Annotated in this window: 23 protein-coding genes; all 23 read right to left on the bottom strand. The window is 49.9% G+C overall.

Going from position 1 to position 16,996, the window contains the following annotated elements; translation table 11 throughout:
• Nucleotides 1–34: 34 nt before the first annotated feature.
• The 23 genes from ndk to AC6ESO_RS10725 all read right to left on the bottom strand — a co-directional run bounded on the left by ndk (nucleotide 35) and on the right by AC6ESO_RS10725 (nucleotide 16,910).
• The gene (gene ndk, locus AC6ESO_RS10835) at nucleotides 35–478 is read right to left on the bottom strand and encodes a nucleoside-diphosphate kinase (protein ID WP_494818949.1); all 444 of its coding nucleotides are present in this window, start codon (nucleotides 476–478) and stop codon (nucleotides 35–37) included.
• Nucleotides 479–499: 21 nt separating this feature from the next.
• Nucleotides 500–1,474, bottom strand: a complete 975-nt coding sequence (gene hepT, locus AC6ESO_RS10830) for a heptaprenyl diphosphate synthase component II (protein ID WP_497091342.1) — start codon at nucleotides 1,472–1,474, stop codon at nucleotides 500–502.
• The gene (locus AC6ESO_RS10825; protein WP_497091341.1) at nucleotides 1,471–2,337 is read right to left on the bottom strand and encodes a menaquinone biosynthesis protein; all 867 of its coding nucleotides are present in this window, start codon (nucleotides 2,335–2,337) and stop codon (nucleotides 1,471–1,473) included. Before AC6ESO_RS10825 ends, hepT begins: the two co-directional genes overlap by 4 nt.
• Nucleotides 2,300–2,926 (bottom strand): UbiX family flavin prenyltransferase, encoded by a 627-nt coding sequence (locus tag AC6ESO_RS10820; RefSeq protein WP_497091630.1) that lies wholly within the window; start codon nucleotides 2,924–2,926, stop codon nucleotides 2,300–2,302. Before AC6ESO_RS10820 ends, AC6ESO_RS10825 begins: the two co-directional genes overlap by 38 nt.
• Before the next feature lie 29 nt (nucleotides 2,927–2,955).
• On the bottom strand, nucleotides 2,956–3,831 hold the full coding sequence (locus AC6ESO_RS10815) for a UbiA-like polyprenyltransferase (RefSeq protein ID WP_497091340.1): 876 nt from the start codon (nucleotides 3,829–3,831) through the stop codon (nucleotides 2,956–2,958).
• Nucleotides 3,828–4,547 (bottom strand): demethylmenaquinone methyltransferase, encoded by a 720-nt coding sequence (locus tag AC6ESO_RS10810; protein ID WP_494819233.1) that lies wholly within the window; start codon nucleotides 4,545–4,547, stop codon nucleotides 3,828–3,830. The genes AC6ESO_RS10815 and AC6ESO_RS10810 overlap by 4 nt, the downstream gene beginning before the upstream one ends.
• A 10-nt stretch (nucleotides 4,548–4,557) precedes the next feature.
• Complete coding sequence (locus AC6ESO_RS10805) at nucleotides 4,558–5,427, bottom strand: heptaprenyl diphosphate synthase component 1 (RefSeq protein WP_494818945.1); 870 nt, start codon at nucleotides 5,425–5,427, stop codon at nucleotides 4,558–4,560.
• Nucleotides 5,428–5,682: 255 nt separating this feature from the next.
• The gene (locus AC6ESO_RS10800; protein ID WP_497091339.1) at nucleotides 5,683–6,216 is read right to left on the bottom strand and encodes a hypothetical protein; all 534 of its coding nucleotides are present in this window, start codon (nucleotides 6,214–6,216) and stop codon (nucleotides 5,683–5,685) included.
• Nucleotides 6,217–6,296: 80 nt separating this feature from the next.
• Nucleotides 6,297–6,518 (bottom strand): trp RNA-binding attenuation protein MtrB, encoded by a 222-nt coding sequence (gene mtrB / locus AC6ESO_RS10795; RefSeq protein WP_091219013.1) that lies wholly within the window; start codon nucleotides 6,516–6,518, stop codon nucleotides 6,297–6,299.
• Between the two features lie 248 nt (nucleotides 6,519–6,766).
• Nucleotides 6,767–7,042, bottom strand: coding sequence for an HU family DNA-binding protein (locus AC6ESO_RS10790; RefSeq protein ID WP_090976740.1), 276 nt, complete (start codon nucleotides 7,040–7,042; stop codon nucleotides 6,767–6,769).
• Between the two features lie 286 nt (nucleotides 7,043–7,328).
• Nucleotides 7,329–8,807 (bottom strand): stage IV sporulation protein A, encoded by a 1,479-nt coding sequence (gene spoIVA / locus AC6ESO_RS10785; protein WP_494818943.1) that lies wholly within the window; start codon nucleotides 8,805–8,807, stop codon nucleotides 7,329–7,331.
• A gap of 337 nt (nucleotides 8,808–9,144) precedes the next feature.
• On the bottom strand, nucleotides 9,145–9,876 hold the full coding sequence (locus tag AC6ESO_RS10780) for a YphF family lipoprotein (protein WP_497091338.1): 732 nt from the start codon (nucleotides 9,874–9,876) through the stop codon (nucleotides 9,145–9,147).
• A 15-nt stretch (nucleotides 9,877–9,891) separates the two neighbouring features.
• Nucleotides 9,892–10,239, bottom strand: a complete 348-nt coding sequence (locus AC6ESO_RS10775; RefSeq protein WP_497091337.1) for a 2Fe-2S iron-sulfur cluster-binding protein — start codon at nucleotides 10,237–10,239, stop codon at nucleotides 9,892–9,894.
• 42 nt (nucleotides 10,240–10,281) lie between these two features.
• A complete protein-coding gene (locus tag AC6ESO_RS10770) occupies nucleotides 10,282–10,860 on the bottom strand; it encodes a hypothetical protein (RefSeq protein WP_497091336.1) in 579 nt (192 codons plus the stop codon).
• Between the two features lie 17 nt (nucleotides 10,861–10,877).
• Entirely contained in the window at nucleotides 10,878–11,174 is a 297-nt protein-coding gene (locus AC6ESO_RS10765) for a 2Fe-2S iron-sulfur cluster-binding protein (RefSeq protein ID WP_494818939.1), read from the bottom strand.
• Between the two features lie 52 nt (nucleotides 11,175–11,226).
• Nucleotides 11,227–11,406 carry a DUF2768 family protein gene (locus AC6ESO_RS10760; RefSeq protein ID WP_494818938.1) on the bottom strand — a complete coding sequence of 60 codons (180 nt, stop codon included), beginning with the start codon at nucleotides 11,404–11,406 and terminating at the stop codon, nucleotides 11,227–11,229.
• A gap of 178 nt (nucleotides 11,407–11,584) precedes the next feature.
• Nucleotides 11,585–11,866: a stage VI sporulation protein F gene (locus AC6ESO_RS10755; protein ID WP_091219033.1), complete on the bottom strand. Its 282-nt coding sequence runs from the start codon at nucleotides 11,864–11,866 to the stop codon at nucleotides 11,585–11,587.
• Between the two features lie 119 nt (nucleotides 11,867–11,985).
• Entirely contained in the window at nucleotides 11,986–13,008 is a 1,023-nt protein-coding gene (locus tag AC6ESO_RS10750) for an NAD(P)H-dependent glycerol-3-phosphate dehydrogenase (protein ID WP_494818937.1), read from the bottom strand.
• A 12-nt stretch (nucleotides 13,009–13,020) separates the two neighbouring features.
• Nucleotides 13,021–13,620, bottom strand: a complete 600-nt coding sequence (gene plsY / locus AC6ESO_RS10745) for a glycerol-3-phosphate 1-O-acyltransferase PlsY (RefSeq protein WP_494819232.1) — start codon at nucleotides 13,618–13,620, stop codon at nucleotides 13,021–13,023.
• 78 nt (nucleotides 13,621–13,698) lie between these two features.
• Nucleotides 13,699–15,021, bottom strand: coding sequence for a ribosome biogenesis GTPase Der (der, locus tag AC6ESO_RS10740; protein WP_494818936.1), 1,323 nt, complete (start codon nucleotides 15,019–15,021; stop codon nucleotides 13,699–13,701).
• 139 nt (nucleotides 15,022–15,160) lie between these two features.
• Nucleotides 15,161–15,346, bottom strand: coding sequence for a capping complex subunit for YIEGIA (locus tag AC6ESO_RS10735; protein ID WP_091219041.1), 186 nt, complete (start codon nucleotides 15,344–15,346; stop codon nucleotides 15,161–15,163).
• Nucleotides 15,339–16,277 (bottom strand): YIEGIA family protein, encoded by a 939-nt coding sequence (locus AC6ESO_RS10730; protein ID WP_497091335.1) that lies wholly within the window; start codon nucleotides 16,275–16,277, stop codon nucleotides 15,339–15,341. The genes AC6ESO_RS10735 and AC6ESO_RS10730 overlap by 8 nt, the downstream gene beginning before the upstream one ends.
• 3 nt (nucleotides 16,278–16,280) lie before the next feature.
• The gene (locus AC6ESO_RS10725; RefSeq protein ID WP_497091334.1) at nucleotides 16,281–16,910 is read right to left on the bottom strand and encodes a YphA family membrane protein; all 630 of its coding nucleotides are present in this window, start codon (nucleotides 16,908–16,910) and stop codon (nucleotides 16,281–16,283) included.
• Between the last annotated feature and the right edge of the window lie 86 nt (nucleotides 16,911–16,996).

The raw sequence follows: 16,996 nt of genomic DNA, 5'->3' as shown, positions 1-16,996 counted from the left end.
CCGATGTCGCAGACACTTGGCCGCCTGATGTTAGTTAAATCCACTGTTGAATCGTATGATTGTAGTCCACCAATTCATACGGCGCGAAGAAAATGCCGATTTCGCGTGCCGCACTCTCCGGCGAATCCGATCCATGAATCAAGTTGAAGTTCGTATGTACGGCATAATCGGAACGAATCGTTCCCGGTGCTGCTTCCAGCGCATTCGTCTTGCCAATCATCGCCCGTGTAAGACCGATGACATTATCCCCTTGCCAAACCATTGCAAATACTGGACCTGACGTCACAAAGGCTACAAGCGGCGGATAAAAGGGCTTTCCGATGTGCTCTGCATAATGACGTTCAGCCAGTTCAGGCGTGATCATCATGAATTTGGCTCCAACGAGCTTTAGCCCCTTACGCTCAAATCGTGATACGATTTCACCGATCAAACCGCGTTGTACACCATCTGGCTTTACCATTAGAAATGTTCTTTCCATCTGAATTCCCTCCCAAACGCTTTAGTAGTTTCGTTTTGCAATAAAATGCGCAATATCCGTCAAATTTTTCTTGGCCGTGATGTTCGGCAGCCCGCTTAGAGCTTCAATCGCTTTATTCATATATCTTGTCGCCATGGCATCCGCAGTGTGAATTCCGGCGCTCTTACGTATTATGTTCAACGCTTTTTTTGTTTCACCTGCTCCATTGGACTCGCGGATTTTATTTATTTCTACAAGCAAGTCATCTTTAATGGATGGCTCTTGCATCGCGAGCAGTACCGGAAGCGTCATATTACCTTGTTTAATGTCGGAACCCGGCGGTTTGCCGATTTGCTTCTCGGTGCCAAGCAAGTCGAGCAGATCGTCACGAATTTGAAAGGTCATTCCTACATTATACCCAAACCGATACAGACAGTTTGCCGTCTTACGGTCCGCACCTGCCGCTACAGCGCCTAACTGGCAACTGATTGCAATTAACAGTGCCGTCTTGCGCCGGATACGAAGCAAGTAGTTTCGTACCGATTGCTCGGTATTGAAGAAATCACGGATTTGCTCCATTTCGCCAATACACATTTGGACCATCGCTTTGGATAAAATCTGATGAATTTGCGGATTTTCAAGCTCCGTTACAATGGTTAGCGCCTTGCCGTAAATATAATCGCCGGTGTACATCGCGATTCGGTTATCCCATTTGGATTTCACCGTAAGCTGACCGCGGCGGGTCTCGGCATTGTCAATCACATCATCATGCACAAGGGAAGCCATATGGATGAGTTCAAGCGGTACCGCGATCTTCTGCAGCACATCCAAGCGGTATGTGCCAAACTTACCGGCAAGCAGCACGAACACGGGACGTATCCGCTTGCCGCCTGCTTTGAGCAGATGAGTAGAAGCATCGGTCAGCAGCGTATGTTCGGAAGTAACGCTGCGCGCCAGCTGGCTTTCGATCGCATCTAAATCGCTTTTCATTTTGGCATAGATATCGAGTAGTTTCATTTGTTCACCTTGAGGGCAGATTGGTCTACGAAAAATTGCATTTGAACCTCGCGCGATAACAACCCTAATTGATGCGCATAGTCAAAATACAACGATAAACCTGCCTGCTCATCCGTTCCGAAGTTATAGTGCAGCTCCTTGAAATATCGTTTCCAATAGGCTGCTTCCCCGCCCAGCAATGCGCATGCTTTATCGATAAGAGGCTGCGGATCGCTGAGACTTTTCTCTTTGCTTGCCGTCAGCGCGTGCAGAACAGTCGAAACTGCTTCCGGATCTGCGGCGGCAATTTCTTTGCGGACTGCTACCAGCGCGAAAGTCATGCCGTAACCTGTCCAATTGCGCCATAGCTCACCTAAATCGATAACGGCCATGCCCCGTTCCTTATTCGCCCACGAAGCATGAATGGCTGTATCCCCGATTAAGAGTGCAGCATCCGCTTCCTCCAGCATCGTATCCAGGTTAGGCTCCATCGTTATATAGGAAGGTTCCGCTTTATAATAAAGCTTCATTAGAATTTTGAGCAAATTTACGGATGTTGCGGACGTTGCAGTCATGGCAATCCGACCTTGGAGCACCTCTTCGAGCGGTTTCTTTAGAAACAACAGTATCGAATTGACGCGCCCCATTGCACTAACCGATAAATCCGGCAGCAACAAATATTCACTGGCATTTTCCGCATATGCATACGAGGACATCGAGGTAATATCGATCTCACCCTGCCGAAGCGCTTTATTCAATGCTGCAGGTACACGCTTCTCAATGCGGAACCGTTCCTGCGGCAGCTGCTCCTCCGCATAATGAAAAATAGGCCAAACGTTCGCATAGTCAATGCGACCGACTGTAATCGGGCGACTTAACCCCATGCTGTTCATCTCCCCATCTTCTGTACAAATCATGATCCAGCGGAAGCTGATCAAGCACTTTCCCGACCAGAAAATTTATGATATCGTCGATTGTTTGCGGTCCGTGATAGAAGGCCGGCATCGCCGGAATCAGCTTAACGCCAAGTTTGGCCAGTGTCAGCATGTTCTCCAAATGAATGGCATGCAGCGGCGTTTCGCGTGGCACAAGAATCAGCTTGCGTCCTTCCTTCAGCATAACATCCGCAGCACGTGTCATCAAATCATCTGAAATGCCATGTGCGATTGAGGCCAATGTCCCCATCGAGCAGGGCATAATAATCATACCCTCTACTCGGAAAGAGCCGCTTGCTATGGAAGCTCCGATATCCGCATTGGGATGCAGGATCAACCGTCCTGCTTCCAGCGCTTCTTGAAATACGGCTGCGAGCGCCAGCTGACGCTTCGTTGTATCCCATCCCAGCTCTTCCTTCAATACGCGCCAACCTGCTTCGGTTACGACAAGATGTACGTTCAGCCCGCCTTCCAGAAGGCTGTTGATCAGCCTGATCCCGTAGATCGCGCCGCTCGCTCCTGTAATTCCGACAACCATACTCTTGCGCGTTACTTCGGCAACTTGTTCTACCACTTGTGAAGCACCACCAAATCGAGCAGCGCACTGATAAACAAGACAACACTCAGTGTTCCGTTCATGGTGAAGAATGCGGTTTGCACACGGCTCATATCATTGGGTTTCACCAAGATATGCTCGTAGCACAGCATGCCTACGGAGATTATGGCGCCAATCAGATACAGCCAGCTAAGCGGGGTTAACCAATATAATGAAATGAATCCGATACTCGTCAACAGATGAAACCCGCGCGATAGCCGCAATGCTCCGGCCATACCAAACCGCGAAGGAATCGAGTACACGCCTTCCTTGCGGTCAAACTCGAAATCTTGGCAAGCATAGATAATATCAAAGCCGGCAAGCCAGCAAGCAACGGTTGCATAGAGCACCCAAGCCGACAGCTCGAAATGTCCGGCAATGGCTACCCATCCGCCAAGCGGCGCAAGTCCGATTGTCAGTCCAAGCACAACGTGGCAAAGCCATGTAAAACGTTTTGTATAGGAATAGAGCACAAGCATGAATACCGCGATCGGCATCAGTTTCATACAAATTGGATCCAGCTGCGATGCAGCAATGAATAACACAATAAAGGACACCGCAATGAACAAGCCGACTTCTCCTGCACGCAGCAGGCCTGCCGGGATCGCCCGTTTCGCGGTGCGTGGGTTCTTGGCATCGATGACACGGTCAATGACGCGGTTCAGCCCCATTGCGGCGCTTCTGGCACCGACCATCGCCAGTATTATCCAGCCAATCTCACTCCATTCCGGCAGCCGGTTCTCCATGATAATGGCACCAAGCAGTGCACCCATGAAAGCAAACGGCAATGCGAAAATGGTATGTTCAAACTTAATCATTTCTAGAATAATGCGAAATTTGCGAATCATGTGTTGTCCGTTCCCTTCGTCCCCATGTGTAATGCCGCGACTCCGCCTGCTAACGGAAATACGCGAACATTTTGAAGGCCGATTTCACGGTACTTTGCTGCAAGCTGCTTCGAGTCCGGAAATGCTTTCAATGATTCCGGCAGCCATTTGTACTGCTCGTACCGCTTGGCGACCATCTTCCCGATTGCTGGCATCACGCGCTCAAAGTAGAAATAATAGATCGCTTTGAACGGCTGCCATGTAGGCTTGGACATTTCCAAGCAAACGACTTGTCCGCCCGGTTTCACCACGCGCATCATTTCACGAAGCACCTGCTCCAGATCCGGTACATTGCGAAGGCCGAATCCGATTGTCGCAAAGTCGAAACGATTGTCCTCGAATGGAAGCTCCATCGCATTGCCTTGCACGAGTGAGATTTGACGATCAAGTCCTTCGCTCTTCACTTTCTTCTTCCCTACTTCAAGCATACCAGCGCTGAAATCAAGCCCTACCACTTCACCGCTTTCGCTTGCCTTCGCAAGCGCAATGGTCCAGTCGCAAGTGCCGCAGCATAAATCAATTGCCGTAGCACCGGGTTTGACATCCATCTTGCGCATCGTAAATTTTCTCCACGCCTTATGTCGACGGAAGCTGATTAAATCATTCATGAGGTCGTACGTTGGTGCAATGCTTTCAAATACGGCATGCACATGCTGTTCCTTGGATTTGGATTGCATGGTAGTCACCTTACCTTCTCTCGCCTTGGGCCGATGCCGCAGGTACAAGAGGACGCGTAAACGTTTCTGCGATGCCCATCAACTCGCGGACGAGCTTATCGGAATCAAGACACGAAACGACCGATTGTACATGCAGAGCAGATTGTTTCAGCTTCTCGGCCAATTGAGTGCGAATATCATATTTTGCGATCAAGGACTGTGCATAAGATGGCTCAGTGGATAGATCGGATAACTTGCGCTTCTCTTCGTCGGTACCATTGTTCCACACATGCCAGTATGCCCAGCTGCCGGTGAACCGCTCTGGCTTCTCGCTGCGAATCAGCTCATCCATAACGACCTCACATCGTCCGAAGCCTTGAAGCAGCTCCGTCCAAGCGCGTGTTAGCTTCTCATCCATACTTTCAGTGAAAGCTTGGAACAACTCTGTCTTTAACTGTACGCACTGGCCCAGATACTCTTCAGCCGTCAGCTTCAGCTGTTTCATTCGGAGGTATAAGTTCACCTTAAGCTTATTGACCTCAGATACACCGTTGCTAATCCGGCGAATCATATCGACCTGGCCGGCTTGCGACAACAGCTGATAGAAACGGCTGCTGTAGTAGTCGCCCGCGAGTACCTTCAACTGACGGGAGCGCATCTCGCGTTCTTGAAGGCGACCGCTGTCGGAGTCGATGAGATCATGCGTGTCCATCCCCATCTGTACCAGGGAAGTGACAAGCGAAAAGAGCTCACTGTGGAACAGCGGCGTGCGTTGATTGGCCAGAAATGCGAAGAGCAGCCTGATCCTCGAATCGGGAAAATCGGGCAGCTCGGTGTGCATTTGAATCATATCGTATTCCAGGTACTTTTTTGCGATCTCAGGTATTTTATATGGTTTCATTTGGCCTAGCCTCCGGACAAAACTTAGATGATTGCTGAGTCAACCATAGGCTGTCTCGAGCCAATTATCTTAATTTAGATGAATGCTGTGTCAACCTTGGTTTCGCTCCATACCAATCATCTGGATGAATGCTGTGTTGACCATAGGTCCACCCAAACCAATCATCTTAGATGAATGCTGTGGCAATCGCAGATTACCCCAAACCAATCATCTGTTAATAATCTAAATAATTATAGCACTATGTGTGACGTTTCGCTACAACTGGGATATGGACAAACGCAGGCGCTGCCTCCAAATTTCGTCCGTAAATGGCTCTGCTGCGCTTAAGTTTGACAGTTCTGTGGACAGCCAGGTATCGCTCCGCCTGACATCGACCGCGGCAAGCAGTCTGTTAACCGGAATCTCATCGTCGTTCTCAGGCTGCATGGGGGTAACGAATCGGACTAAGACACGGCTCACATTATCCGTATGTACAAATGCAAATTCCAAAAGTCGCTGCAAATCGCTCATCCATCCCTCTACAGCATTCCCATAATGCTCTGTAGATAAATCGACCGACAGCACCGATCCTTTCCAATCGACCCGTTTAACGTCCAACCCAAGATGAAGTCCCAGCATCGAATCCACGATCACCCCTGCGCTCAGCCGTTTGATCGGGACGGGGTGAAAGACAGATATATCGCCTTTGGTTTGCTTCATCCGTGAATCCGTTAACGGGAGTATAGACAGTAACACGGTAACAGCTGCCGTTACCGCACACGCATAGAGTAGTCTTTTGTAATGCGACATCTACCATCCGCCTTTCGCGCACAGAATGTCCTGCTACTCTAGTGTACAAACTAAAAAAGCAGGCTATGCCTGCTTTCGGTTTAATCCTCTGTATCGACGGTACCGTACTTAGTCAGTACAGTTGCTTTTCCGCGAATTTTGATCGCTGACGTGTGGTCCGTAAACTGGCAGATGAGGATTTCTCCTTTATCGAGCTTCTCGGTGTGGTGAAACTTTGTATCTTGTCCGCGAGTCAGTCCGATGACTTGTACACCTTGGGCTTTCGCTTTAATGACGATATATTCCCCATTCTTATCTTCCATGTACACTGCCTCCTATTCGATCATTCGGCCTTTAATCCAAAAAACTGCCTCCCGAACGTCGTGCTCAGGACAGCAGCTATGACTTGTTATGTATGTTAGCGCTGCGATTCATATTCAACCCAAGAACCGCAAGAAAAAGTCTACTGGAATTAACTCACCTTGTCAATAGAAACGGAACCGGCCATGAGAGACGAAAAACGTCCGGATGCAGCAAGCACCCGGACGTCATCAACGGTCTAAACCGTTTCTTATTTGGAGACAAGATCTTTAAGTGATTTACCCGCTTTGAAAGACGGGATTTTGCTTGCTGGGATGTCGATCTCTTCACCCGTTTGCGGGTTGCGACCTTTGCGGGCTTCGCGGCTTTTCACCTCGAAGTTACCGAAACCCACCAATTGCACTTTATCCCCGCCTTGCAGCGAGTCGGAGATGGCATCAAAAACGGCATCAACCGCTTTGGAAGCATCTTTCTTGGAAAGGTCAGTCAATTCGGCTACTTTCGCAATCAGTTCCGTTTTGTTCATTTCTTTCACCTCCCCTGACGGCAGTTCATAAGCACATCATTATCATTCTGTTTTACCGAAACCTCAGAAAATATACCTGCAGGCCTTGGTGCAAAGAAATTCCGTTATGTGCAAATCCTGCATACTGAACCATGAACAGATTTATAGTAATACAGTTGGCTATAGAATTTCAAGAGGCTATACAAGTTTTTCCGAGGATTACTCTAGGTTTTTCATGCTTTTTGACGCGAAATGCCCCTGAAAACGACAAAAAAGAGACACGCTGTGTTCGCGTGTCTCTTTCGCTTTACAAGATTATGGCAATCAGACCGCCTGAGCCTTCGTTGATAATTCTGCCCAGCGTTTCCTGAAGTTTATAGCGCGCATTGTCCGGCATCATCGCAATTTTGCCCTGGATGCCTTCCCTTACGATGGAGTGAAGCGAGCGACCGAAGATGTCGGATTCCCAAATCTTGATCGGGTCGTTCTCGAAATCCTGCATCAAGTAGCGGACCAGTTCCTCGCTTTGTTTCTCGGTACCGATAATCGGTGCGAATTCGGACTCCACATCCACGCGGATCATATGGATGGACGGAGCAGTCGCCTTCAAGCGGACACCGAAACGGGAGCCTTGGCGGATGAGCTCAGGCTCATCAAGCGCCATCTCTGCCAATGTCGGCGCTGCAATACCGTAACCGGTCGTTTTGACCATTTCGAGCGCTTCTGCAAACCGGTCATATTCCCGCTTCGCATGGGAGAACTCCTGCATCAGCTGCAGCAGATGGTCTTTGCCGCGGATTTCGACGCCGACAACTTCCATCAGGATTTGGTCGTACAATTCATCCGGCGCATACAAGTCGATTTCGGCGACCCCTTGCCCCATGTTCATGCCGCTTAGTCCCGCGCGGGCGATGAACTCGTATTCCATGAATTGCGAGACGACTCGGTCAACATCGCGCAGGCGGCGAATATCTTTGACCGTATCGCGAACCGAATTCTCGTAGTTGCTGCGCAGCCAGTGGTTGTCGTTCAGTACCATCACCCAGCTAGGAAGGTTCACATTCACTTCATGCACTGGGAACTCATAGAGTACTTCACGAAGCACTGACATGACTTCTTCTTCACCCATCGTCGCTACGCTGAGCGTAATGACCGGGATGTCATACTTAGCCTGAAGCTCGCTGCGAAGCGCCAGCGCTTCGTCGCTCTTCGGCCGTGTGGAGTTCACAATGAGGACGAACGGCTTACCGACCTCTTTGAGCTCATTTACAACGCGTTCCTCAGCCTCGATATACGAGCTGCGCGGAATTTCCGCAATTGTACCGTCCGTCGTCACGACGACACCGAGCGTGGAATGCTCTTGAATGACTTTGCGCGTTCCGATTTCAGCTGCTTCCTGGAATGGAATTGGCTCCTCGAACCACGGCGTAGTAATCATCCTCGGGCCATTCTCATCCTCATAGCCTTTCGCGCCTACTACCGCATAACCAACGCAATCAACGAGTCTGACATTCACATCAAGCCCTTCGGCCACACGAAGCTGAACAGCTTGGTTAGGCACGAATTTAGGCTCCGTTGTCATAATCGTCTTGCCTGCTGCGCTTTGCGGCAGTTCATCGATAGCTCTCACCCGATCGGCATCGTTCGTGATGTTCGGCAGCACAACCGTCTCCATGAACCGCTTGATGAAGGTTGATTTGCCTGTGCGGACTGCACCAACGACGCCGAGGTAAATATCCCCGCCGGTTCGTTCGGCAATGTCCTTGAAAATGTCCACTTTCTCCACTGAATATCCCCTCCCAATCGTATTTCGCCTGTACATGGACGTACCGTTACTGCTGCTTTCCTCCTGCTGTTCGTCGTCAGGGTTCGCCGCTACCCGCCTGCCACAGTTGCAAACAAGCGACGCAACTCGTACATGATTTTGGACTAGTAATAGCTTATTGCGTCCATAGCCCGATTATGACGACTGCAACCATGAAATCTTTCGATTTCGATGAGCTTCTCCGCTCCCGGCCTTCCAAGATTGAGATATATGAGAGAAAGACCGAAGCTATGCCTGAACGACAAAAAAACTCCTGCCGCAGGACGGACAGGAGCTTAGGTCAAACAAGTCGATCTGGTTAGTTGAGCACAGCCTGCGGCTCTCCGTTTACTATACGGTACACAGGAGATTTGACAGGTACAAAGTCTGAAGAATCTACAAGGAGCGTACGTAAATCCGCGTGTTCATCCGGTTTATTGGCGCTGTCTTGCTTGGAAAGAGCCTGCATAATATCTGAGCCATAGTCAATATAAACATTGCCTTTGGCGTCCATCATTGGGGTCAAAATGCCCCCCGTGAACATACTGTGAAGTACCGGCTCCTTCAGGTCCAGCGCATCAAAATCAATGGCTTTAAAGTCCGGATACAGCGCTGCGCCTTCAGGAAGTTTGCCGCCGTTTGAATCAGAGTACGCCTTAACAGCCGCTTGTACATCGTTCATTTGTTGATAGAGAACAAGATTCATAAGCTTAATAGTAGGATCTTTATCCTCGTTAATGATGAGATAATAGTAGCTTCCGCCTTGCTCAAACGCAGTTTCCGGGATGCTTGAGACGTAATTCATTCTCTTCAATTTGTCAAAATCCACTTTGAATTTCTCGTATACCGGCGTCGTTTCGTCGCTGTTCTGCATCGGAAGCAAGCCCGTGTCTTTTTGAAACTGATCAATAACGGTTTGTACATTTAGAATTGCATCTTTTGGCGGCTTCTGATATTGGCCCATTTGGTCCTTGGGATACAGACAGCCAGACAGCAAAGCAGCCATAAGTGCAAGCACCATAGCTGCAGCCGCTTTTCTCAAGCCTTTCATGACACTAACTTCCCCCTACCATAATTCATCATCTTCCGCTTGGCGCATCATTTGTCTTCTGACTGCTGCGCGAAGCGGATCTTCCGGAACCTCGACTACGGCACGGCCAAACACTCTCGCCTGACAAGCGAGCCTTGTCCCCGAGCGGTCTAGACCTGCGAGCTTATAACGCTCATTGTCATTTAGCGGAGACAGTCCTGAGGAGCTGTTCGGCGCTGTTACTTTACACATGAGACATGCAGCTTTCCCGTCACACCGTGTTCGAATGGGCACACCGGCACGTCTGGCAGCATCCAGGACTGTTGTCCCGGCACGTACCGTTACACTGCGTCCGGAAGGGAGGAATGTAACTTGAACATTCATGGCGAATCCCTCGCTTCCTGCTTCCTACATTATGCATACTATCTATTCGTTTAGCAGTTGCTGTACATACTGTTTCGTCTTCCCTGTAAGCTTGTTTCTGGAGGCGATCAATCTGACAGCCTCCATGTGTAAAACAGGTTCTTGGCGTATTTGGGTAACAATGAGCCGGGTGCGGTCCTCTCGCTCTCGCAGAACATTAAACCAGAGCTCGTGCGCGAGCGGGACGATGCCCAGCTTATAGGCACCAATTGTAACAGGCGCTTGCAGTGGAGTGAGTACCTCTTCCACTTCAACTGCATAACGGTCCTCTCCGGCAGATACAATAAACCCGCCGACCAATTCGACCTGAATACCTTCGATCAGGTAATGGCTGAGCACCGATCGATAGATCGAACTCACGCTTTCATGCTGCTCATCTACAGCGTAGGGAAGCAGCGCCTTATGAAGTACGGCCGCAGCCGCATCATCCGCATATAGATCCAGGTCCCGGGGCGGATCACTTAGCTCCAGCCCTCGCAGCAGCAGCCCTGCACTGCCGCCGATCAGCCATTTAGCTCCTGTTGGAGCGGCTTCCCTTGCAATGACTTCAAGTGCGCGGTAGAACGGCTCAGCAGCTTGCATGTGCTCACGTCTTTCCATCAGAAGTACGGCCGGTTCACAGCCTTAATTGTGCCCGCATTCTTCTTGATGATCGCCTGGCAGCCGAGGCGATAGCCTTCCTCCAGCTCACTTGGCTCAAGACGGTCCCATTCTGCATCGGTAACTTCCTCAAGAAACTCCGCACCTTCTTCAATTAGACAGCGGCATCTTGCACAAGTCCCCCGCGAACACGAGAAAGCCCAGTCAATCTCATGCTTCATCGCCATATCGAGCAGCGACATCCCCTGCAAAGGATAGACTGTCGTACTTTTAGAGCGTCCCTTCAATTCCAGCATCGTTCGTTACTCCTTTTCCACTCCATGTCCGAATTCGTCTTGTAGTTGCGTGTTATGAAATGGAGATCAGGCCGAGGAAACCGCCGATAACCAGAAAGAAAAAGGCTGTCATGGATAACAGCAGCCGAAGCACGCCTTTAGTCTTGAATCTTGCCAGCGATATCAATACCGCCGCTATTGCCATTAATCCAATTCCTACGAATGAAACCCACATCTTCATCATTGGATCCATTATGATCTCAAACCACCTTGTGCACCAATTATTCGTTCTATTATACCACTTGTCGTGTTTGAACAGCTACTATTGCCGCGATTAACCGAATTTGGTGCAAAAAGAAAAGGACTTCAGCGAAAGCTAAAACCGGCGTTGAGCTTGCAATGCCGGGCGCTTTTTGCTTAAGTCCTCACTGTTACTTCTTGAGCATCAGCTTCATCAGCATTTCCATGTTATTGATATTCATGCCGCTCTTCTTGACGGCTCCTACGATGTCATTAATCGTTTTTTCCGATACGGGCACCTTCGCCATGGCGGAGACGGATTGGATCAGCTTGCGCAGCTCTTCTTCGCTTTGCATCGTATCTGAAGTAACGCCGCTGGCCAGCTTCTTAACTGCATTCTCGGTAATCGGCTTGCCCGTCTTTTTATTGACAGCGCTCAGAACATCTTTAGAGATATCTTTCTTCCCGCTCAAAAGTTTCCCTCCTTCAAGTTTTTACGTCGTAAAAACTCGCTTCGCGAGCAACCCCGAAGGCTGCTGCTAGCATCATATGAAGGAAGGACGGGATTGGTGTAGGCTAAAGAACTTCCATACTATACGCCCGGCAGGTCTTCTGTCTCGTGTGTGCGGCCTCTTCCCATCAGTGACTCAACGGCACTGCGCGGCGATTTGTTCTGGAACAATACAGCAAACAGCTGCTCCGTAATAGGCATCTCTACGCCGTACTCATGAGCCAGCTCACGTGCTGCACTCGTTGTACGCACACCTTCGACTACCATGCCCATGCGGCTTAGCACTTCGTCCAGTGACAAGCCTTCTGCCAGCATGGAGCCTGCACGCCAGTTACGGCTGTGCTTACTCGTACAAGTAACAACCAGATCGCCTACGCCTGCAAGTCCGGCAAACGTGATGGGATTCGCACCCATGGCTGTACCGAGCCGGCTAATTTCGGCCAAGCCGCGCGTAAGGAGCGCGGCCTTAGCATTGTCGCCGAAGCCCAGTCCATCTGTAAGTCCCGCTCCGAGCGCAATAATGTTCTTGATGGCACCGGCTACTTCCACGCCGATCACATCTTTATTGGTGTAGACACGGAAGTAAGGCGTAATGAACGCATCCTGCGCTTTCTCAGCCGCTTCTATGTTTGCGGATGCAACGACGACGGTTGTCGGCAATTTGCGGACAACCTCCTCGGCATGGCTTGGACCAGACAATACGACCAGCCGATTCGCCGTGATCGGCAATTCTTCCAGAAGCACGGTGGTCATCCGTTTGTAAGTGACCGATTCAAAGCCCTTCGTCGCATGAATACAGATGGCATCTTCGGCAATATAGGGTGCAGCCAGCTTCGCGACATCGCGCATCGCAGAGGACGGCGCAACGAACAATACAATTTCCGCACCTGTAACAGCCGTCTTGATATCGGTAGTAGCCGTAATATGATGTGGCAGCACTGCATCCTTCAAGAACCGACTATTGGTATGTAGCGTGTTGATTTCATCGACTTGTGACTCGCTGCGAGCCCACAAGGCAACCTCGTAGTTATTATCAGCTAAGACTGCCGCAAGTGCAGTACCCCAACTGCCGCCTACGAGCACCGCCGCTTTACGTTTCGTCATGTACTCGCCTCCTTACCCTTTTCTGGCTCCAAGCTTATTCTCTTTCCCCTGCAGCAGCTTCACAATGTTCGTACGGTGTCGAACGAACGCCAGCACGCAGATGATCAGACTCGCCCATACATAGGAGAAGGGCTTATCGCCGATATTCCATACGAAGATGGGCATCAGCACAGCAAAAAGAAGCGATCCCAGTGAAACGAAGCGTGTAATTGCGATCGAAATGATCGCCACCGCTCCTGCAATCAACGCAGGGATAATCGCGAGCGTTGCCATTACGCCGACAGTCGTCGCAATGCCTTTGCCGCCTTTAAATCCAAACCATACCGGCCAGTTATGTCCGGCAATTGCCGCTAAACCGCATAGAACCGGTCCCCAGTCACCGCCGGCCATATAGATGCCCAGCAGTACCGCAACGACACCTTTGGCGATATCAAGCAGAAATACGGTGATGCCCGGGCCTTTGCCGAGCACCCGCAGCGTATTTGTTGCTCCGGCATTACCGCTGCCGAAATTGCGGATATCAATGCCTTTTACCCATTTGGCAATCAAAATACTAAATGAAAGCGAACCTAGCAAATAACTGATGAGTACCGCAAGTATGGTGAACACGATAATTTCGCCTCTTTCTTCAGATAAGGAAACTGGTGCCCCGATAAACAGAGACACCAGAATCGAGCAGCAGCCATATTTTTAATCTTCGTCGGATTTCTTTCTGGTGAAAATGCGTACAGGCGTACCTTCAAACTGGAAGGCTGCCCTGATTTTGTTCTCAAGGTAACGCTCATACGAGAAGTGCATCATGTCCGGATCGTTCGCAAACAGTACGATGGTTGGCGGTTTAACCGCAACCTGCGTTACGTAGTTAATGCGAAGGCGTCTGCCCTTGTCAGTTGGCGGCGGATTAATCGCGATCGCATCAGACACTACATCGTTAAGCAGATGAGTTTGAATGCGAAGCGCATGCTGCTCCGACACGTGACAGACAACCGGCAGCAGCTTATGCAGCCGTTGCTTGGTAAGTGCGGACAAGAAGATGACCGGCGCATACGTCATAAACAGGAAGTGATCGCGGATATCTTTCTCGAAATGCTGCATGGTCTTGTCGTCTTTCTCGACAGCGTCCCACTTATTCACGACAAAGATCGAAGCTTTACCCGCTTCATGCGCGTAGCCTGCGATATGTTTATCCTGTTCAATGATCCCTTCCTCACCATTGATCAGCACAAGGACAACATCTGCGCGTTCAATCGCTTTAAGCGCGCGCATCACGCTGTATTTCTCCGTCGACTCGTATACTTTGCCGCGTTTGCGCATACCCGCTGTATCGATCAGCACGTACTTCTGCCCATCGCGTTCGAACGGCGTATCGATCGCGTCGCGCGTCGTACCTGCAACATTGCTTACAATAACGCGTTCTTCACCAAGCAGCGCATTAACCAGCGAAGACTTGCCCACATTCGGCCGTCCAATTAACGCAACCCGAATAACGTCATCATCATAATGCTCTTCCACAATTTCAGGAAGCTTCTCGACCGCTGCATCCAGCAGATCGCCGATTCCCATTCCGTGCGAGCCCGAGATCGCAATCGGATCTCCGAAGCCAAGGTTATAAAATTCGTAAATATCATCGCGCCGATTTAAGTTATCGACTTTATTAACCGCAACCACAATGGGTTTGCGTGAACGAAGCAGCATTTGCGCAACCTCGTCGTCGGCATGGGTCAGCCCGGTTTTGGCATCTACCATGAAAATGATGACGTCAGCTTCTTCAACAGCCAGTTCCGCTTGCATGCGGACGGACTTCATGATTTCATCTTCACCGTCAATTTCGATACCGCCAGTATCTACGATACTGAAAGCACGACCATTCCATTCTCCCGTACCGTACAAACGGTCACGAGTTACACCAGGCTTGTCTTCTACAATGGCTAACCGATCGCCGATAACGCGGTTAAATATCGTAGACTTCCCCACATTAGGCCGACCTACTATGGCAATAATGGGTTTAGACACATCTTTCACTCCTCAATAATGAACCGGCTGATCGCCGACTAAATTGGTAACACTGGGCTTGCATAACAAGTAATAGAGGGGCATACTCAAATACTCACGCCTACCATCATAGCAAAAAACAACGGGATTGGCTAACATTTCATTCTCGGTGATGATCTACCAATATGAAACAACCGTTCTTCAAATCGTGTACACTCGCATCCAATATCTTTTCGAGTAGAAAAGCGGTCGATTCTCGTTTGGCAATATCGGGTTCCACGAAGATCGGCGCCCCTCCTCCTACCTGCTCATGCTGCATCGTCACGATTGCCACAATTTTAGCCATGCTGTTCTCCCTTCTCCTTGTTTACGCTCGCTTCCGTCGGCATACGTACGGCTGATTCCAGAATCGGCACCTTCTCCACGATAATCTTCGCCTTTGTCGCATCTTTCTCCTGAGGAATCAGAAATATCGCCAGCCTGCCGTCTTTCATATCGAGCTTCGCCATAGGAACGAGCGCCGGTTCGCCGTCATCGCGATACACACCCAGAATGGTGGATAAATCAAACAAGATGGCTTGCCGTTGTCCTAAATTGCTCAATGTCGCTTTCCCATTCGGATTGAAAGGTGTCAAAATAATGCCAAGTCCGCGTTCGGCGATCAGCTGCTGATTCGAAGTGAGACCCACATTCATGATGTAGATATCCCCAACAAACAAATCGGGGCCATCTACTTTGACATCTGCAATTACCGCTTTGGCAATATGGGATACGGCTTTGCCCGACTTCAAGGCGTAAACAAGCAGCAATGTCAGAATCCCCATACCTAACCCAAACGGCAGCCCCAATGCCAATGAAGCAAGACTGGTCAATAAAGCTGATAAAATCACAAGGTAATTGCGGCCCTCAAATACCATCGCAATGCCTTCGATATAAGTAGTACCGCGAGGAACTAGCTCCATGCTGTCGATTTTGTCCAGTGTCTCCCGTTCCATCTTACGAACGTCACGAAATTGCTGCGCAGCCAGTGTCAGAAATGTAATGGCGGTGAAATCCTTCTTATACAGCGCCGGAACGGCAACTGCGCCTAGCGCTGCTGCTATGACGCCAAGCGAAATGTGGATGATTCTGCCGTGCGGGTAGGTCGGGTATTGCCGATAATCCGTCCGCAGCATTAATAATCTTGCCGTTACGCCAAACACGACACCGAGCATAATGCCATACAGCACATGATGCGGCTGTCCAGCTTTCAACTGTGTCCATAATTGCTCCCACATGAACTATACATTCCCCCCGCTCTCGCCTGATCGACCTTCTACTAAACGGACAGCTTTCTGTTTCAACCAATTCTTCACGTTACCGGTTACTCGTGCTGCAGTAAGTGCAATGACTAAGCCGTCCCACCATGCCGGTGAGCCAATCGTCAGCAGTTTGGATACGACCAATGGACTGATTAGCAGATCAAGCTGAGCGATGACGGCTGCAAATACGACAATCACAAATTGACTGCGAAACCGATCTGCCAGCAGGCCTGCGAATAAACCCGCAAGCAGCGGTCCATCCCATGCCGGATTCAAGGCGACAAACACAGGATCCATACCATAAATGTACCGCACCCACATCCACATAAATCCGGTAAGCAGCGCCGAGAAGAAGACGAACAGCATGCTTCCATAATGTCCGATCCTTACCAACAGAACAACCGCCACAGCTATCGAAAGAGCTGCACTGCCGGTAATGACCATGCTCTCCCCAATCGCGAGTTCAGCGACATGAAGCAATAAGGCTCCCATAATAAATAAACCAAGCACCCGGAATGGCATCCCTTCCGCAACTTGCTCTTTCCAGCCTGTCGCGTAGAGAATGAATGCCATCGACAGCAGCCAGAACGCAATAAACCCATCATTCACAGTGCTTCACCTCTTTATGGCCTATATTATGCGCTTAGGAGAGTGAACCTAATCCAGCCGGACCTGTTTTAGGCAAACGAAAAAAG

It is taken from the genome of Paenibacillus rhizoryzae (assembly GCF_059686995.1).
The sequence above is the reverse complement of the archived record's forward strand: the minus strand, read 5'-3'. Positions and strand labels throughout refer to the sequence as shown.